Genomic DNA, 18,286 nt, shown 5'->3' with positions numbered 1-18,286 from the left:
AAGCGTAAACTAAACCTATGTCGAACTGACTGACAGTCATAGTAAAACAATCGGATTAGGATTGACTTAAAAATAACGGAAATAATGTGATAACACTCACTATTTTCTGTAAATAAACGTTAAAAGTCGGTAAAATACGCCGCAGAAAAACGACGGATCTTATCGTCGTCTGACCGTAACCTTGCTTGCGGTTCAACACTTGCAGTAACCACAACCGTGGAAGGACTATTCATGCCAAAACGTACAATTACCGTAATCCCAGGTGATGGGATTGGACCTAGCATCATCGATTCAGCTTTAAAAATCCTCGACAAAGCAGGATGTGACTTTGAATACGAATTTGCAGATGCTGGGTTAACGGCGTTAGAAAAGCACGGCGAGTTATTACCACAACGTACGTTAGACCTCATCGAAAAAAATCGTATTGCCTTAAAGGGTCCTTTAACAACACCAGTCGGCGAAGGTTTTACTTCAATTAACGTCAGTCTTCGTAAAACATTCAGCTTATACGCTAACGTGCGCCCGGTTAATTCTTTTAAAGGTACTCAGGCTCGTTACGAAAATATCGACATCATTACGGTTCGTGAAAACACCGAAGGTATGTATTCAGGTTTAGGCCAAAAAGTGTCAGACGACGGCCAAATCGCTGAAGCGACCAGTATTATTACTCGTCAGGGTGCAGAGCAAATTACCACGTTTGCCTATGAGTTAGCCCGTAAAGAAAACCGTAAAAAAATCACGATTGTTCATAAAGCCAACATCATGAAATCAACTTCAGGTTTATTTTTGAAAGTTGCACGTGAAGTGAGCCAGCGTTATCCAGATATCACCACCGAAGAAATGATTGTTGATGCGGCTTGCATGAAATTAGTCATGAACCCAGAAAACTTCGATGTGATTGTAACCACTAACTTATTTGGTGATATTTTGTCTGATCTTTGCGCTGGTTTAGTCGGCGGATTAGGCATGGCACCGGGTGCTAACATTGGCCGTGACGCTGCTATTTTTGAAGCAGTACATGGCAGTGCCCCAGACATTGCAGGCAAAAACCTGGCAAACCCAACGTCAGTCATTTTAGCGTCAATTCAAATGCTTGAGTATTTAGGCATGTCTGACAAAGCTGAGATGATCCGCAATGCCGTTTCAGCAGTCATTGAAGAAGGCGACCGTACGACGCGCGATTTAGGCGGCACTCACGGTACTACCGACTTTACCCAAGCGGTACTTGATCGTTTAGGTTAAGCACTTTTCTGCAAGCTTTTAAGCTTAACAAAAAGCCCGCTGATAATGATTATCAGCGGGCTTTTTATATTAATCTATATTGGGATAATTATGCGTAACTCACGCCCTTTTCAGGGAACAACCACAAATGCACAGTCACTTCATCACGGTCGTGATACAGGTGCTTACACTGCATTTTAAAGTCAATTTCGTTCTCAGTTAAAATGGTGCTCATGGTTTCTAAAATGGTGCTCACTTCTTTATAGCGGCTCTTCATCGGTAATTTAAGGTTAAAGATAGCTTCTTTAAACCAACCGTTAATTGCCCAAGCTTCCATTAGCTCAGCTACACGCGCTGGCTTTTCAACCATGTCACACACTAACCAGTAAATATTTTTTCGCGGTGGCTCAAAACGAAACCCATCGGCGCGGTAATGTTTAACCTGGCCTGTTTCCATTAATTTAGGATCCATTGGGCCATTATCAATTGCTGCCACCATCATACCGCGGCGCACTAATTGATACGTCCAACCGCCTGGGCAGGCACCTAAATCAACTGAATTTAAGCCACTGCGACAGCGAGTTTCTTGCTCTTCTTTGGTTAAAAACACCCCAAACGCTTCATCAAGTTTTAGACTTGAGCGACTCGGCGCATCAGCAGCCATTTTTAAGCGTGGAATACCCATAAAGTGAGGAGAGCTATTGTTACTCAGCGAATAACCCGCATAGGCTTTACCTGGGCCAATAAAACACACATGAATAATAGGACGGCGGTCGTTTTCAGCGCCAAGCAATGCGCCACTCTTTTTTAAGCCTTGGCGCAGCGGGACAGTAAATTTACGGCAAAAGGCCGACAGTTCTTTGGCTTCATTGGTGTCAGGTGTTTCAACCCGCAACTCACCACACTTAGACAACTCTGATAACGCGGCAACAATTGGACTAACACGATCTTGTTCTGGCAAATCAGACAACATCTCACCTGCGGCAAACATTTGACGGGTAAAGATGAGCGAACTTAGCGCAAGCTCTTTAGCTAAAGTATCCGCACCATCCTCTTCAAAACATTGATAAATAACATAAGCATCATTTAGGTTGGTTTTAACAAAACCACCGACATTAAGCTCTGCAGCACGTTGTTGAATTTCTGCCGCACAGTCTTTTTCGTAACCTGAACGGCAAAATAGAAATAGGTTTTTCATTTGGAGCCTTAGCGTAAGGATGATCGCGTTAATAGCGAGACAATAATCCCGCTATTATACCCAAAAAAACACAAGGAAGGAGAATTTAGCCGCGGTATTATTTCGCTACTTTTGATTGCCAAATGGCGACAGCAAATAACGACCATCCCATCAGAAAACACAAACCACCTAACGGTGTAATGGGTCCAATCCATTTAGCACCCGTAAAGGCATATAAATACAGCGAGCCTGAAAACAACACGATTCCGGCAATAAAACTATAAGCCGCCCAGTTAAGTAGTTTTGAGGTTATCCAATGGCCAGAGAAGGCTAGCGCGATAAGCGCAAAGGTGTGATAAAACTGATAGTCGACCCCAAGTTTAAAGATACTAACAAGCTCTGGTGGGGCAATCGATTTAAGCCCATGCGCGCCAAATGCACCCAGTGACACCGCTAAAAAACCACTAAAAGTTGCCAGTAATAATAATCCTTTGTTCATTTCATTTACCTTTTAAGATGCTTAAACACGAACTGAAGCGATAAATTGGCTGATGCCATCGCTGGCCTGTTGTAAATTACCTTCTAGTGTATAACCCGAAGATTTACGTGGTTGCAGGCTATGATCACCATCGCCAATCCAATATATGGAGGTGTTTTCTGACAATGGCCAAGACGGCACTTGCTCACGGCCGCCAAACTTATCTCGCTCCCCTTGAACGATTAGTATTGGTAATGGGTTAGTTTGTATTGGTGATAAACGCGGCTCGCCGCCTTTAAGCGGAATAAATGGATAACCAAGGCAGACTACCGCTGCAATTTTTGCCGCAATGTCTTTAGCCTGAGCCGATAAAAATACGTGCTCAGCGCTGGTTAATATGGCCGACATTCGTCCACCCATCGATTTGCCTATTAATACGATGCGTTTGGGATTTATCAGCCCTTGTTTAATTTTCTCACCGACATCAATCAATACTTGTTCAAGATGAGTGAGTAATTTAGGTGCTCTGTCAGGGGGACGACGCTTACCATCTTGCATGTTGGCTTGCATATATAAAAAATTAAACCGATACACCTGAAAACCGTTTTTAACCAGTTTATCACTCATATTGACCATAAACTCATGGTGCATATTGGCACCGGCTCCATGAGCAAAAATAATCAGCGTATCACTTTTAGCTCCCTGCAAAACATAATCTTGCGCCAGCTCAGTTGGGCTATCCGGTAAGCAGTTCACTGCGAGACTCCTCAGCAAACATATCAACCATCCATTCTCTAAACGCCGATATCTTACCTATTTCAGAATGATTCTGTTGGCACACCAAGTAATAGGCATCTTTACTCACCAGTACTTCAGAGAACGGGCAAATCAAGCGCCCTGCTTTAATATCTGGCCTTGCCAACACACTGTAACCTAATGCAACCCCCTGACCGTGTGCCGCCGCTTGCAGCACCAGTGATGAGTGGCTAAAGATAGGCCCCTGATTAACATTCACATCTGTCACACCGCATTGCCTAAACCAAGCCTGCCAATCTTGGCGACTTGCATCATGCAATAATGTGTGGAACTTTAAATCACTGGGGTGAGTTAATGGTTTGGGGCCATTAAGTAATAATGGTGAACATACAGGGATCAGCACTTCGTTGCGTAATTTATCGGCGCGTAGCCCTGGCCAGTTACCCTGTCCATAATAAATAGCCACATCAACATCGTCGGTTAATGAATTCGTGTCACTGTCGACAGCTTTAATTCGAACATCGATATCAGGATTTTTTTCACTGAATTTAGCTAATCTTGGTACTAACCATTGAATCGCAAAACTCGGTGACATACTCACAGTTAATGAACCCACTGCACTGCGGGCGAGTAAGCGATTTGTGGCTTCACCTAGTTCAATAAAAATATCTTTAATGTCGAGAAAGTAGCTTTGACCTTCTTCTGTTAACAATAATGATCGATTCTTACGTCGAAACAATTTTAGCCCTAAAAAATCTTCTAACGCTTTAATCTGATGGCTTACCGCGGCTTGAGTCACGAACAACTCTTCTGCGGCGCGGGTAAAGCTCAGATGCCTTGCTGCAGCCTCAAATGCTTTAACAGCATTTAACGGGGGCAATCGTCTAGACATAGTGATCAGTCTCTCGTTTATTGATTAGTTTTTCTAATGATTATCGTTATTTTTTGTCGTTTGTAAAGAACACTGTATTTGGTTAAATTAGCAGCATTGAAAATACAGTTGGACAATCTCTACGAGGGAATCGGGATAGTCCGGCAAATGTGAATAATTAGCCTGGAGGCTTCCCCCTATGTTCAACCTAAAAACTGTTTTTGCTATTTCCTTAACAACGTTCATCGGATTAAGCACAGCGCAAGCAACCGAATTAGAAGCGATTGATATGGCCGACTTACATGCCGAGCTATCACAAAGCATTGAAGCGATGAAAGTTGATATCAATGACGATGTTAACAGTATTTTAGTGGCAGACAATGAAGAAGCACAAAAAACTTCTGAAGCAACTCAAGCAAACTAATCGCAATTCAGTGCACAGCCACAAAAAAACCGCATTAAATGCGGTTTTTTTGTGTTTATAAATCATAGGTTAACCCGACTCACTTGCTTTATTTGCCATAACGCGAAAAGTCACGCTATTTTCTTTCTGGAGCTCTCAAACTACACTTAACTCTTCAATCTTTACTGAAAATGGCATTAATATCGCTATCAACACTCCATTAATGGCTTCTCTGAGTTACTCAGCAAAAACCTCTAGCGTTAAATTTAAGCTAAAATGCTTAACATCAACCTCTGCTGGTTGTTGTACTTTGACCTCTTTTTCTGCCACTAATAAATAAAAGCCAGACTCGGCTGGAGTCCATTCAAAACGCCCTTCTTTATCCAATTGAACAATTGTCTCAGCTCTATAATTACGATGTCTAGTGCCGCCTTTTATAACTTTTACAAGCGTGTTTTCGTCGCTAGGTTTGCCGTCGAACAATAATTGAAATGAAGCTGACTCGGCAACAAATAAGTCATTAGGGTGAGTATCGCCACTTAATTCTAAGCCACTGCCTGTGGGAGCTAATTTGCTTGGTTGATTTAAACTAATATAAGTTGCAACACTAGATGCAGTGGTTCTACGCACAATATCGGTTGCATCACTTGGCAGCGTTGGATTTTTGCCAAATTTTCTTTGATAAGCCTGTTTAGCATCTTTGTAGGTTGTCATCGCAATATCAGGTTGCACTATTGCAATACGATAAGTACCCGTTTTCTGCAACTCAACATCAGCGACTGACAACCGGTGAAAAGCTTGCCATTGAATGCTATCAGTCAGCTGTCCGTCAGGTGAAGTAACCTTCGTTTGCAATACATTAAATAATGGTGCTAGCTCACCCGAATCAATGCCTTTTTCATTATTACCTAATGGGCGATCTGGGTGGAAAATATCGTTTGATATACTGGAGGTTAACGTAACAAATTGAGTGCTTTCACTAGACAAAACGGTATGTGATGGCAATACAAAACGCTCATGAGCGCTAGCCATTGAACTTATGCCCATTGCCGCAACCACGGCTGCAGCAAAATATAATTTGGTTTGTTTAATCATGTCTATCTTCCTTAATAAAGTAAAGGTAGTATTTTCTATTTCACTGATATCGAGATCAGCCCTAGTTCTTGCTTGCCTTGTAAGGTGAACGTTTGCGTCTTATTTTCAGCAATGGTAATTGGTTGTCGTAAATACTCACGACTTCCCTGTTCTCTTACCGATTCAAAATGCAAAACATATTCACCAGGCGAAACTTTCTGTCCATTACTTAGGGTGCCATCCCAAGTTAATTGATATTCTCCCGGCTTACGCGTAGGCCCAGATACAGAGTCAAAATTAGGAGTGTTAGCTCTACCTATTTTTCGCCACCATTGGCGTAGATCTTTAAACCACTCTTCTTGTTCTTTCCAAAATGCAAAGGTATGAACGCCTTTACGTTTAGGGGTTTCTAACCATACGGCAATATATGGTCGGTGATATGGCGAGCTGTCTATTTCAGGTACATTTATATCAATAACAACTTCAGTCGCATCAACTGGCTTTAACCACAACATGGCAGGTAAAACGGTTAATGCAATAAATAGTATTTTTTTCATTATGATTACCTATGGTTATAACGAAAGTCTGGGTACAACAAGCAAATAGAACAAAATAGGAGCAACAGTGCCAAGTCCAAAAATAACGAGCGCATTACTGCGATGTTTAACGTTTTGCAACAGAATGAATAACCCAGTAAGACTGAACAACAACATCAAAATGGCCGAAATATCAATGAGTCCACTCCAAAACATCCCACTATGGCGACCTTTGTGTAAGTCATTGATTAGCGAAACAAAACCATCTTTTCGAAATTCAATTTCAATTAAGTTGTCATCAACATAAACCGTGACAAATGTGTAGCCCGCAGGCATTGGGTAGTCATAGGTAATTTCTGCAGTATCAACCAACACATCAATATTTCTTGGTGAATGAAGCCCTGTTTTTTGCTCAACAAAATGTTGAATGGCGTTCAGTGGCAGTTCCTGTTGCTGTTGTACTTTTTCAATCAGCTCTTGTGGAAGCTCAACCTCTACAACCTGAGTTTCATTGCTATCACTCCAGCTAGGATGGTTTAACGTTATGCCACTCACACAAAAGAAAATCAGCAAACTAAATACTGCGGCGGATATATAAATATGCAACCATCGACACAAGCTAAAAATACGTTTAGCTTGTGTCGATTTAAGCCATTTAGGAAAAATATTAATCACTCAATCAATCGCCTAAAATTGATAAGAAAGCGTCGCTTTAATATTTCGACCTGGCTCATAGTCTGTTAGGTATAAGTCTCCGAAACGTGGGTGGAAAGATTTACCTGTTCTTGAAGATTGTGAGGCATAGTATTCATCAAATAGATTGTCGACCCCTACAATCACGGTCAGATCTGGGGCAAACTCAGGAACCCAAGATGCCGCTATATTTTGTACTGTAAAACCATCTTTAGCGTTGTCTGCCGTTGCCCCATCTAAATCGGTACCAGCATCTAAGTCATCCACGACTAAGATATCCCAATTCAAGGTTAGATTAATGCTATCAAATACATAGTTAATATTGGCGCTAATAGTATTGCCTTGCTCGCGGTCAATGCGAGCACCGTCTAGCACTTCATAGTCATCAAACGCCTTGAGATCGCTTCGAGAAGAAGAATAGGTAATCAGGCCATTTAAACCATACTTTTCATAACCTAAATAAATCTCATAACCTTCAATTTCCATATCACCAACATTGTCTTTCCAGTCGCCCTGATCACCATTGGGTGGAATACCTGCATAGTCATAAATATAATCTTCAATTTGTGTATGAAATAGTGTTGCCCCTATTGAAAAGGCATCCGCGCCTAACACACTGTCTTGATATGCAAAGGCAACTTCAGTATTAACACCTGTTTCAGCTTCAATATTTGGGTTAACCGTGTCATATAATCCAGCGCCGACAAATACTTCACCAATTTCAGGCCCTTTAAATAGTTCTGTGGCACTCAGTTTAAACACCAACTCATCCATTGGTTGATACTCAGCAGCAAGTGCAAAGGAAGTATTGTTATATACATCTGTCACTACAGTAGATTCAACATCATAATTGTTATAACGCACACCAGGTATGATTGAAAAATCGCCTATTGTTATCCTATCCTGAATATATATTGCTGAGTCTATAGCTTGCTCTGCAGAGGTTTCTGATGGACTGGTGTTGTAATCAGCTAAGTAATCGGTTTCATATTTAACAATGTCAGCACCATAGGTAAAATCATGTTCAATGTTGCCAGTAGTTAACATTGATTCACCTAGCAGACTCAAACCAGTATTCTTTGCTTCACCGGTAATAATGCCAGCAGACGATGCAAAACTAGGGTTTTCTGCATAACCAGATTCATCTCGCCATAGTTCACTCGTGTTTGAGAATATTGCCGTTTTTAATTGTGACGATTCGCCCCATAAAATTTCATAATTTAAAGTAACGGTTTCACGGGTAAACTCTGTTGGCCAAAGTAAAGGGACGCCTAAAGAATCTGTGATAGCAATATCTGTAGCTAAGCCCATATCCGGACGATAACTATAATCACCTTCGTCTTTATAGTTTTCATAACTGACCGACAAGCGTTGATTATCGTTGATGTTCCATCCAAATTTAATTAAGGCGTCATCTATATCACCTTCCAAACCACGTACCTTACCATCTGTATTCGGAATGAGAACCCCGTCAGCATCAGTTATTTTGCCCCCACCAACTTCGTAATTGTCACGTTGAACTGCATTGTAATAAGCAAGAAAATCATAATCTTCTGCGAGTACGCCATAACCGGTCAACGAATAATTACTACCAGAGTTATCACCTGCACTGAATTGTGCTCGAGCTCCAAAAGACTGACCACTTTTAAGTAAATCCCGCGCTTGCTTAGTTTCAAATCGAACAGAGCCACCTAATCCACCGTCAACAACCGAGTTGGTTCCCACGTCAATATCAACGGATTTAAGGATATCCGCATGGATCTGTAAATTACCCATATGGTGATACATGTAACTATTTTGAGTCGCCCCATCAATGCTAATATTCAAATCTTTATCATCTAGACTTCGGATAGTGATACGTTGATTCAAAGAATGTGCACCACCAACATCGACCCCTGGAATAGTGCGTAATAAATCAGAAATATGGTCCGCTTGTTTACTGGCGATAGCATCTCCACTCATATATAACGAGGAAGTTTTAACTTGTGTACTCCAAACAGTGATCTTTTCGATCGACTCATCATCCACCTTATTGTCTTCAGCTGAGAAGGCTTGGGGAGCAATAAAAAATGCAGAAATAACAAATGCTAAATAGGTTTTACGATACATAAAATGTCCTAATAGGATTATCAAGGTTAATAGTAATGATTATCATTATAATAACAATGTGTTATTCTTTTGTTCGGATTATGTTATTTGCCAAATCGTCAATTTATATTGATAAATCACCATTAAGACATCATTATCAGGAAAACATCATGTTTAGTCATAATATTGAAATATCATCTAATGCACTAGGACGTAAATTACTTAACATCAACCATGTTAGCCATCAAAGCTGTAGTAATAAACATGAAATATTGGCTATAGGAAAATTAAACTTCTGCCATTTACCCAATGGTATTCAGATACATACATGTGACGTAATAGAAAACCAGCAAGCCACCAGCTCTGTTGAATTATTACCTAGTTTACATATTAATATTTTATTTGATGGGCAAGTCAGATTTAGTTTAGGTCAACACTCGTATCATTTTGAATCCAATAAACTGAATTCACCTTTAGAAACTTCAAAAGCTAATGGCTCACCTTGCGTTGTCTTCTTTAACCTGCTTAATCGTCCGGAATTATTTACTCGTCATTTACATAAACAACAGCGGGTGAAAAAACTGAGTATTAGTATTGACAAATCGTGGCTATTAGAAAGATGTCAAAACAAACAAGATATACAAAACATCGAACAGATTTTTTCTAATAAAAACCAAGTATTACAATTAATGCATACTTCGATGTGGTTTGAATCAGCCCAAAAGATGATGAACTATAAAACGACATCGTCCATGCTTGAAAAGCTTGAATTTGAACAAAATGCATGGAAGCTTATTCACTTAAGCTTGAGTGAGTTAGAAACTAAAAGTGATGTAAAAATATTATCTTCAGAACCTGCACCACTAACGGTCAAACCTTGCTACTCACAGCCTGCGGTGAACCACTTTGAAGTCATATTTGAACAGCAACTCGCTAATGGAAGCATTAACGATAAAGTATCATTAAAAACTTTATCAGTACTAATGGGAGTTAGTATTAGCTCTCTTCAGCGTCATTTCAAAGTTAAATATAATATGACGGCAAAAGAGTACATTCGAAAAAAATGTTTAGAGAAAGCTAAAAAAGACATTATTATTAATAAATTAGCTATAGGTGAAGTGGCATTTTCAGCAGGCTATACTCATGTTAGTAGTTTTATCACTGCATTTAAAAAACATTTTGGTATCACTCCAGCAGAATTACGCAAGCAACATTTTGGTTAATTGATACTACTTATTTACATAAAGTTTTCCACTGAAATAAAACAAACCACAAAAGCTAGCTACTTTAAGAAAGCATTCTCATGGTTGCGGTAATTTACCGATCACAGGTCTTAATCTCGCCATCAATCCATTCTCCAATTAATCAACTAGATATTGTGCAGACCAAATAGGTTGATAATGTGAATAAATTACCAAAAGCTGGGTATTAATGTTACTCGCAGATATTTCATCGTTCAGTCGCCACTTGACATCACCGTGCTGAATATCCTCATTGGCGTAATTTGAGTCTATATGGCATTGACAGCATGTTCGGGGCCCCTCTAGAAAAGAAAGAAAATGGTGCAACTTTTTCGCGTACAGCAAAAAAAGCGAGCGAATCCGTTATTTTCAAGTTCGCACAGTTAGTATGATGGAACTGAGTAGCCATTTAACTTACTGATAGTGAATTTGATAATGTGGATGAAAATGAAATGAGTTTAGCCCTAAAACTTGTTAGAGATGGACTGACAGACAACAGTTTGATCTTATTTTATAAAGTTTTTTATTCATTGTGGTGATTACAGGACTGGCTGTCTATAAGCGAAATACACGTTGTTAACATTTGAAGAAACCTGCCGTATGGGAAGCACGATAAGCTTATCAGGTTAAGCCACCCAATCATTAGGCTAACCCACAACATTAATGGAAGGTTAGCCTCAACCCTCACGCTTACGGGCGATACACTTTAACGTTAGTGTAGCCTTGCTCAATTAAGTACAGCGCTTGCAACTTACTCATGACACCACGGTCGCAGTAAAGTAAATACGTTTTGCTGTTATCTAAATCGGCAAACTGAGTCGCGAGTTTAAAAAATGGAATGGTTTTCACCATCACGTTATCCATTTCTAATGGCGCACGCTCTTCTTCTTCTGGCGCACGAACATCAATGACAATCTCACCTGACGCGACATCTTTAACGGTTTCAGTTTCAGTGACTTGTTTATTCATTTCAGCTTCAATATCCCGAATGTCCATCACCACGGCCGCATCAACAACACGGTCAATTAAGTCTTCAGAGAATTTAAGCTCTTCTTTTTCAACTTTAGACAACACGGCTTTCACGGTTGGCTTTTGTGAAATAACGCCACAATACTCTGGAATTGACTTGGCAAAATCTTCAGTGCCAATCACACGGCTTTGATTAATAATATCCTGCTTGTCCATCGCAATAAGTGGACGCAAAATCAGTAAATCTGTACAGCGGTCAATCACGTTTAAATTGGTTAAGGTTTGGCTAGATACTTGGCCTAAACTCTCACCCGTAACCAAGGCTTGAATCCCAAATTTATCAGCAATACGCGTGGCAGCACGCATCATCATACGCTTAAGAACAACACCCATTTGTCCGTTATCAATCCGCTCGAGGATCTCCTGAACCACAGGCTCAAACGGCACAGAAACAAAACGGACCTTGTGAGATTCGCCGTACTTTTGCCATAAATGAAAAGCCACTTGCTTAACTCCGATCTCGTGCTGCGCACCACCAAGGTTAAAAAAGCAATAATGGGTACGGGCACCCTTTTTAATAAACTGGAAGCTCGATACGCCAGAGTCAAAACCACCTGAAATCAGCGATAACACATCTTCTTGAGTCGCCATAGGGAAACCGCCTAAGCCCTCAATACGACGCTCGACCATGTATAATTTGTCTTGATCGATTTCAAGATTCACGGTGATATCTGGATTTTTAAGCTTTACCCCTAATGCGTCAGTGTGCTGATTTAAACCACCGCCGACATAGCGTTCCACATCGATAGAGTTAAAGTCATGCTTACCCGAACGCTTTACTCGGACACAAAACGTTTTACCGGCAAGTTCATCGCGGTATTTAGGTAACACCTGTTGATAAATATGATCGACCGAATCAAAAGCGTATTCACTCACTTGCACCACATGAGCAATACCCGGAATGCAACTTAAACGTTCAGCAAACGCGTCGATGAGTTCAGGTTTATTGTCTGGCACTTTCACTAAAATTCGATCGTATAAACGTTGTACTTTGGCATCTTCATCGACTTTTTTCAGTACATTACGAATATTGGTTTCGAGCATTTTGGTAAATCGCAGTCTTACCGACTTGCTCTTCATCATAATTTCAGGGTATAGCTTTACAATAAACTTCATGGGGCGTCCGCAGGCATAACAAATTCAATAGCACAGCACTTAGCAAGCACCGAGTAAGTACTTAGCAAGGCTAACTCAAAGAGTTGTAATACGTTGATTATAAAATTGAAAAACAGCTTACAGATTTAGCACATACAGATTTATGGATAAATCGGCACCAAATGGTAAGCAATAATTCGCGGATTATACCAAATGATGCCTATTAACCAAACATATTCACTTTTTAATCATTCATTTTGTGCAGGTCGCACCATTCACAAAACATTTTGATAACAAAAAGCGCAACCTTATCAGGTTGCGCTTTGGGTATCACGACTAAAGGTGATCAACTTATAAGGAAATAAGCTTATTCAGACACGGTTATCTCGTTTGACTCTTTCGCTTTACCTTGCTCAATTGAAATCTCGACACGGCGATTACGCGTACGGTTTTCATTGGTGTCATTGGGCACTAATGGCCTGTTAGAAGCCTCTCCCACCACTTTCATGCGGGTTTCGTCAAATCCTGGCACTCGGCGCAATTCATCAGCAACCGCAACAGCACGCTGGCTTGAGAGCTCCCAGTTTGAACTGTAAAGCTCATTGCTAATGTGCGCGCCATCAGTATGACCAGACACGGTCACAATACCGGGCACGTCTTTTAATAATGCGCCAATAGAGCGCACAATAGGCTTAAATTTAGGTTGTAAGAAACCCGAACCTGACGCAAACGAGCCTTTTTCACGAATTCGAATAATAATTTGTTGGCCAAGTGATTCAATTTCAATGGCGCCATCAACAATTTCTTCGTTGAGCTTTTCGGCCATCTTTTTAACTTGTTCATTAATATTTTCTTGCGCTGATGCTGCGGCTTTTTTCACGGCTTCCGCTTCTTGCTGCGCCGTTGCGGCCGCATTACCACCACGTTGCTCACCAGATTGTTTTTGGGTACCACCTGCACTGTCTTCTTCACCGGCTTGATACTCAATGGTTGGCTGAGTCATTTCATTAGTTTGTTGGTTAATGATTTCAATCGGGGTGGGATCAGGTCTGCCCGGGCGAAACTCAAGCGCAATGACAGAGGTTCCTTTCGGAATATCTTTCACTTCAACTTTGTTTTGTACACCAAACGCATATTTCATCGAGCCCGCAATTTGCTTAAACTTCATGACGTCCATTTCTGAGAATGCTAACAACAATACGAAGAAGCACATCAGTAATGACATTAAGTCTGCAAAGGTTGCCAGCCACATAGGGGCGCCTGCTGGTGGACAATCACACTTGGCCTTAGCCATGAGTTATTCTCCGTCCGTTGTATCAATTGCACGTTGTTTTTCAGCGAGGTAATTCTTTAAAAACCCTTCAATCACTCGCGGGTTTTGACCATCTTGTATCGCCAGCACCGCATCCATAATTAAATTACGATTAAGCAGTTCTTCACCCATGCGCAGTGACAGTTTATCGGCCATCGGGATTGCAATCATGTTCGCAATGATCGCGCCATAAAGTGTGGTTAATAAAGCAACAGCCATAGAGGGGCCAATTGATTTAGGGTCGTCCATGTTTGACAGCATGGCCACTAATCCCACCAGCGTACCAATCATCCCCATCGCAGGCGCAACATCCCCCATGGCTTTAAAGATACTGATCCCCATTTTGTGACGTTCTTCGGTTAACGAGATATCTTTTTCAAGGGCATTACGCACCACGTCACCATCGTGACCATCAACCAGCATATCGACCGCTTTTTGCATAAAAGTATTGGTGATCACCGCTTCTTCTAACGCCAAAAACCCCCCTTTACGGGCAGCATCAGCCATGGTGACAGATTGTTCAATTAAATCTTCAGGTTTATCAATTTTAAACATGAAGGCTTTCATGCCGATTTTTATCGACCCTAAAAATTGCTTTAGGTTGAACTTCATCATGACAACAAACAAAGAGCCCATGATTACGATCAATACAGAAGGTACATCGATAAATAAACCGATACCGCCACTGGTCACCATGGCGCCAATAATAAATGCAAAAGCACCAATAATACCTATTAGGGTAGCTAAATCCACAACCTCTCCTCAATCGCAGTGATGACTCTGCTTTTTGTGCTCTATTAAAAACGGCTTCGCACGGTAAATTCGATATGTTATATCAATCGTATGATGCAATCATAAGGTGAATCGTTTTGCATTGCTGCAAAAGTTTCTCAAGTCATTATGATAATCAGTAATACGTGTTTCAAGAAATCATTTTCGTTAACAATTTAAAATCTTAACTCTTTATCGGACAAAGTCGGCTCAAGTTTAGCTCGATTTTATTGTTTCTAAAAAAATTCAATAACAAAGCGTGCTGTTGAGCAAATAACCGACGACTGTATTTGACCGATACGCTGGGCTGATATACCTTGTCACACGCGCAAAGAAAGGAAAATTAATCGTGGCTAAAAAACCAGAAAATCTCAGTTTTGAGCAATCGTTATCTGAGCTCGAAACCATTGTCGCTCACTTAGAGCAAGGTGAAGTGTCACTTGATGACGCGCTAAAACAATTTGAGCGTGGTATTAATTTGGTCCGTCAAAGCCAAACTAAGCTTGAACAAGCTCAGCAAAAAGTGTCTATCTTATTAAATGAAAATGATGCCGAACTCGCACCATTTACCGTTGACGCTGAATAATCTCAATTCGTTAAATTGAAGCATAGGTCTTAATACGTGTTAGCTGAAGCAATCAAAACTTACCAAAAACGAGTTGATGCCATTCTTGAACAGCATTTAAATCAACTTGATGATGCTGCTCCCAATTTAAAAGCCGCAATGTTACACGGCGCACTATTGGGCGGTAAACGCATTCGCCCTTTTTTAGTTTATGCTGTCGGTGACATGTTCAGTGTTAATATTAATGCTCTAGACAAAGCTGCTGCTGCCATTGAATGCATACATGCTTATTCATTAATCCATGACGATTTACCGGCTATGGACAATGATGCTCTGCGCCGCGGCCAACCTACGGTTCACATCGCATTTGATGAAGCGACAGCGATTTTAGCGGGCGATGCTCTGCAAACGTTAGCATTTGAAATCATGACATCAATCAGTGATGATTTAAGCCCCACTCAACAACTTGCTATGGTGAGAGTATTAGCAAAAGCAGCAGGTTATCAAGGCATGTGTGGCGGTCAGGCCATTGATCTAAGCGCCACGAATCACAGTATTGATCTACAACGCTTAACCGAATTACACAATAAAAAAACCGGGGCATTAATTAGCTGTGCCGTAGAAATGGCGTTAATTGCAGCCAATGCACCCGCAGAACAATATCAACTGATGATGCAATACGCCCAAGCCTTAGGCTTAGCGTTTCAAGTTCAGGACGATATTTTAGATATAACCGCAAGCACGGAAGAGCTTGGGAAACCTCAAGGAAGTGATGAGCAATCCAATAAAAGCACCTTCCCGAAACTGTTGGGTCTTGATGGTGCAAAGGCCTGTGCGGAACAACTAATACAAGATGCACTATCAGCGCTGACTAAATTGCCATACAATAGCCAGTTAATTGCAGACTTCGCCCGCTACATTATTGAGCGAAGATTATAATAAAGAGTCAGAATATCTCGCTATGAGTTTCGATATTTCTAAATTCCCAGTACTAGCACAAGCTAATACGCCAGAAGAATTACGGAAGTTGCCGCAAGGTCTTCTTCCACAAGTGTCTGATGAACTTAGACAATTCTTACTTCAGTCTGTTGGTATTTCCAGCGGACATTTTGCGTCTGGCTTAGGCACAGTTGAATTAACTGTGGCCCTTCATTATGTCTACAATACCCCATTTGATCGATTAATTTGGGACGTTGGCCATCAGGCATATCCACATAAAATTTTAACTGACCGCCGTGAACGTATGCACACCATTAGACAAAAAAATGGTTTGCACCCTTTCCCATGGCGTGAAGAAAGCCAATACGACACCTTTAGTGTGGGTCACTCGGGTACGTCTGTCAGTGCAGCTTTAGCCATGGCTGTTGCTGCGGAAAAAGAAGCCGAAGATCGTAAAGTGGTGGCGGTGATTGGTGATGGCGCCATGACAGGTGGTATGGTGTTTGAAGCCATGAACCACGCAGGTGATTTACACAAAGATATGCTGGTTGTGTTGAACGACAATGAAATGTCGATTTCTGAAAACGTCGGCGCGCTAAACAACCATTTAGCTCAATTGATGTCAGGGCGTTTTTACACCACTATCCGCGAAAACAGCAAAAAAGTGCTCAAAGGCATGCCCGTCATTAAAGAAATGGCCAAGCGCACCGAAGAACACTTAAAAGGTATGGTTGTTCCAGCCACATTATTTGAAGAGTTAGGGTTTAATTACATTGGCCCTATTGATGGCCACGACGTGGATTCATTAGTTGAAACTCTGCGTAATATGCGTAATTTAAAAGGCCCACAAATGCTGCATATCATGACCAAGAAAGGTCGTGGTTATGAGCCTGCAGAAAAAGATCCTATCGGCTGGCATGCAGTGCCTAAATTTGACCCTAGCCAATTTAAAAAGCCGGCAACCAAGCCAGGCTTGCCGACGTTCTCGCAAGTTTTTGGTAAATGGTTATGCGATGTCGCAGCCCAGGATGACAAGTTGATGGCGATAACGCCAGCAATGCGTGAAGGCTCGGGTATGGTTGAGTTTTCCCAGCGTTTTCCCAAACAGTATTTTGATGCAGCCATCGCCGAACAACATGCCGTAACGTTGGGCGCCGGATTTGCTTGTGAAGGACTGAAACCGGTCGTTGCGATTTATTCAACCTTTTTACAACGCGGTTATGATCAATTAATCCATGATGTTGCCTTGCAACGTTTACCCGTATTGTTTGCCATTGACCGTGGTGGCATTGTGGGTGCAGACGGCCCAACTCACCAAGGTGCTTTTGACTTAAGCTTTATGCGTTGTATCCCTAACATGGTGATTATGGCGCCATCTGACGAAAACGAATGTCGCCAAATGCTGTATACCGGATATTGTTATCAAGACGGTCCTACAGCTGTACGTTACCCAAGAGGGAGCGCTACCGGTGCAGAGCAAGTCGAACAGATGACCGCCCTACCGATAGGTAAGGGGTTAATAAAACGTCAGGGTAAAAAGATAGCCATTGTTAACTTTGGTACCACCCTAGCGGCAGCACTAGAAGCAGCAGAGCAACTTGACGCCACTGTTGCAGATATGCGGTTTGTGAAACCTTTGGATGTCGACTTACTGGCAGAGCTTGCTAATAGCCACGATATTATTGTCTCTGTTGAAGAAAACGCCGTTTTAGGTGGTGCAGGCTCTAGCGTATTAGAAACACTACAAAAGATGCGGATTATAAAACCGGTATTATTGATTGGTTTGCCAGATGAGTTCATTAAGCACGGCTCACCCGATGAAATTACCGCAGAACTGCAACTGGACGCTCCAGGTATTTTGGCGCAAATCCAGGCCTTTATTGCATAAAGGTTTACGATGATTTAAAGCATAATCGAGTAGGGTGAGGCGTCACCGCCCCATCCCTCTCACAGAACCGTACGTACGGACCTCGTATACGGCTCATGCATACTTCCATTCAGCATAGTTGCTGAACACATACCCTGTCCTATCATGCG

Annotated in this window: 17 protein-coding genes; 6 read left to right on the top strand and 11 right to left on the bottom strand. The window is 41.5% G+C overall.

Annotation, left to right across the window (positions count from 1 at the left end; translation table 11 throughout):
- Positions 1-231: 231 nt before the first annotated feature.
- Complete coding sequence (locus IEY48_RS13490) at positions 232-1,242, top strand: isocitrate dehydrogenase (RefSeq protein ID WP_188921164.1); 1,011 nt, start codon at positions 232-234, stop codon at positions 1,240-1,242.
- 88 nt (positions 1,243-1,330) lie between these two features.
- Here IEY48_RS13490 and rlmM read toward each other — a convergent pair whose 3' ends face one another.
- The 4 genes from rlmM to IEY48_RS13470 all read right to left on the bottom strand — a co-directional run bounded on the left by rlmM (position 1,331) and on the right by IEY48_RS13470 (position 4,524).
- Complete coding sequence (gene rlmM, locus IEY48_RS13485; RefSeq protein ID WP_188921162.1) at positions 1,331-2,419, bottom strand: 23S rRNA (cytidine(2498)-2'-O)-methyltransferase RlmM; 1,089 nt, start codon at positions 2,417-2,419, stop codon at positions 1,331-1,333.
- A gap of 97 nt (positions 2,420-2,516) precedes the next feature.
- Positions 2,517-2,897, bottom strand: a complete 381-nt coding sequence (locus IEY48_RS13480) for a DUF423 domain-containing protein (protein ID WP_188921160.1) — start codon at positions 2,895-2,897, stop codon at positions 2,517-2,519.
- 21 nt (positions 2,898-2,918) lie between these two features.
- The gene (locus tag IEY48_RS13475; RefSeq protein ID WP_188921158.1) at positions 2,919-3,632 is read right to left on the bottom strand and encodes an alpha/beta family hydrolase; all 714 of its coding nucleotides are present in this window, start codon (positions 3,630-3,632) and stop codon (positions 2,919-2,921) included.
- On the bottom strand, positions 3,613-4,524 hold the full coding sequence (locus IEY48_RS13470) for a transcriptional regulator GcvA (protein WP_188921156.1): 912 nt from the start codon (positions 4,522-4,524) through the stop codon (positions 3,613-3,615). The genes IEY48_RS13475 and IEY48_RS13470 overlap by 20 nt, the downstream gene beginning before the upstream one ends.
- Before the next feature lie 178 nt (positions 4,525-4,702).
- Here IEY48_RS13470 and IEY48_RS13465 point away from each other — a divergent pair, with 178 nt between their 5' ends.
- A complete protein-coding gene (locus IEY48_RS13465) occupies positions 4,703-4,927 on the top strand; it encodes a hypothetical protein (RefSeq protein ID WP_188921154.1) in 225 nt (74 codons plus the stop codon).
- Positions 4,928-5,143: 216 nt separating this feature from the next.
- Here IEY48_RS13465 and IEY48_RS13460 read toward each other — a convergent pair whose 3' ends face one another.
- Genes IEY48_RS13460 through IEY48_RS13445 form a run of 4 tightly spaced genes read right to left on the bottom strand, consistent with a single transcriptional unit; the run spans position 5,144 to position 9,318 of the window.
- Entirely contained in the window at positions 5,144-6,001 is an 858-nt protein-coding gene (locus IEY48_RS13460; protein ID WP_188921152.1) for a DUF4198 domain-containing protein, read from the bottom strand.
- Between the two features lie 35 nt (positions 6,002-6,036).
- The gene (locus IEY48_RS13455; protein ID WP_188921150.1) at positions 6,037-6,537 is read right to left on the bottom strand and encodes a DUF2271 domain-containing protein; all 501 of its coding nucleotides are present in this window, start codon (positions 6,535-6,537) and stop codon (positions 6,037-6,039) included.
- Between the two features lie 15 nt (positions 6,538-6,552).
- A complete protein-coding gene (locus IEY48_RS13450) occupies positions 6,553-7,191 on the bottom strand; it encodes a PepSY-associated TM helix domain-containing protein (protein ID WP_188921147.1) in 639 nt (212 codons plus the stop codon).
- A gap of 12 nt (positions 7,192-7,203) precedes the next feature.
- Positions 7,204-9,318, bottom strand: coding sequence for a TonB-dependent receptor domain-containing protein (locus IEY48_RS13445; protein ID WP_188921145.1), 2,115 nt, complete (start codon positions 9,316-9,318; stop codon positions 7,204-7,206).
- A gap of 149 nt (positions 9,319-9,467) precedes the next feature.
- Between IEY48_RS13445 and IEY48_RS13440 the strand changes: the two genes are divergently transcribed.
- Entirely contained in the window at positions 9,468-10,520 is a 1,053-nt protein-coding gene (locus tag IEY48_RS13440) for a helix-turn-helix domain-containing protein (protein WP_188921143.1), read from the top strand.
- A 708-nt stretch (positions 10,521-11,228) separates the two neighbouring features.
- Here the strand turns inward: IEY48_RS13440 and thiI are convergent.
- The 3 genes from thiI to pomA form a co-directional block, all read right to left on the bottom strand.
- Positions 11,229-12,683 carry a tRNA uracil 4-sulfurtransferase ThiI gene (gene thiI, locus IEY48_RS13435; protein WP_188921141.1) on the bottom strand — a complete coding sequence of 485 codons (1,455 nt, stop codon included), beginning with the start codon at positions 12,681-12,683 and terminating at the stop codon, positions 11,229-11,231.
- Positions 12,684-13,029: 346 nt separating this feature from the next.
- Positions 13,030-13,956 carry a flagellar motor protein MotB gene (locus IEY48_RS13430; protein WP_188921139.1) on the bottom strand — a complete coding sequence of 309 codons (927 nt, stop codon included), beginning with the start codon at positions 13,954-13,956 and terminating at the stop codon, positions 13,030-13,032.
- Positions 13,957-13,959: 3 nt separating this feature from the next.
- On the bottom strand, positions 13,960-14,727 hold the full coding sequence (gene pomA, locus IEY48_RS13425) for a flagellar motor protein PomA (RefSeq protein ID WP_188921137.1): 768 nt from the start codon (positions 14,725-14,727) through the stop codon (positions 13,960-13,962).
- Positions 14,728-15,094: 367 nt separating this feature from the next.
- On the opposite strand from pomA, the gene xseB reads away from it, so the two are divergent.
- Genes xseB through dxs form a run of 3 tightly spaced genes read left to right on the top strand, consistent with a single transcriptional unit; the run spans position 15,095 to position 18,137 of the window.
- Positions 15,095-15,331 (top strand): exodeoxyribonuclease VII small subunit, encoded by a 237-nt coding sequence (gene xseB, locus IEY48_RS13420; RefSeq protein ID WP_188921135.1) that lies wholly within the window; start codon positions 15,095-15,097, stop codon positions 15,329-15,331.
- A gap of 36 nt (positions 15,332-15,367) precedes the next feature.
- Positions 15,368-16,249 (top strand): (2E,6E)-farnesyl diphosphate synthase, encoded by an 882-nt coding sequence (gene ispA / locus IEY48_RS13415; RefSeq protein WP_188921133.1) that lies wholly within the window; start codon positions 15,368-15,370, stop codon positions 16,247-16,249.
- A gap of 22 nt (positions 16,250-16,271) precedes the next feature.
- A complete protein-coding gene (dxs, locus tag IEY48_RS13410) occupies positions 16,272-18,137 on the top strand; it encodes a 1-deoxy-D-xylulose-5-phosphate synthase (protein WP_188921131.1) in 1,866 nt (621 codons plus the stop codon).
- Positions 18,138-18,286 lie beyond the last annotated feature (149 nt).

The sequence above is a fragment of the Shewanella saliphila genome, assembly GCF_014648295.1.
GTDB lineage: Bacteria > Pseudomonadota > Gammaproteobacteria > Enterobacterales > Shewanellaceae > Shewanella > Shewanella saliphila.
The sequence above is the reverse complement of the archived record's forward strand: the minus strand, read 5'-3'. Positions and strand labels throughout refer to the sequence as shown.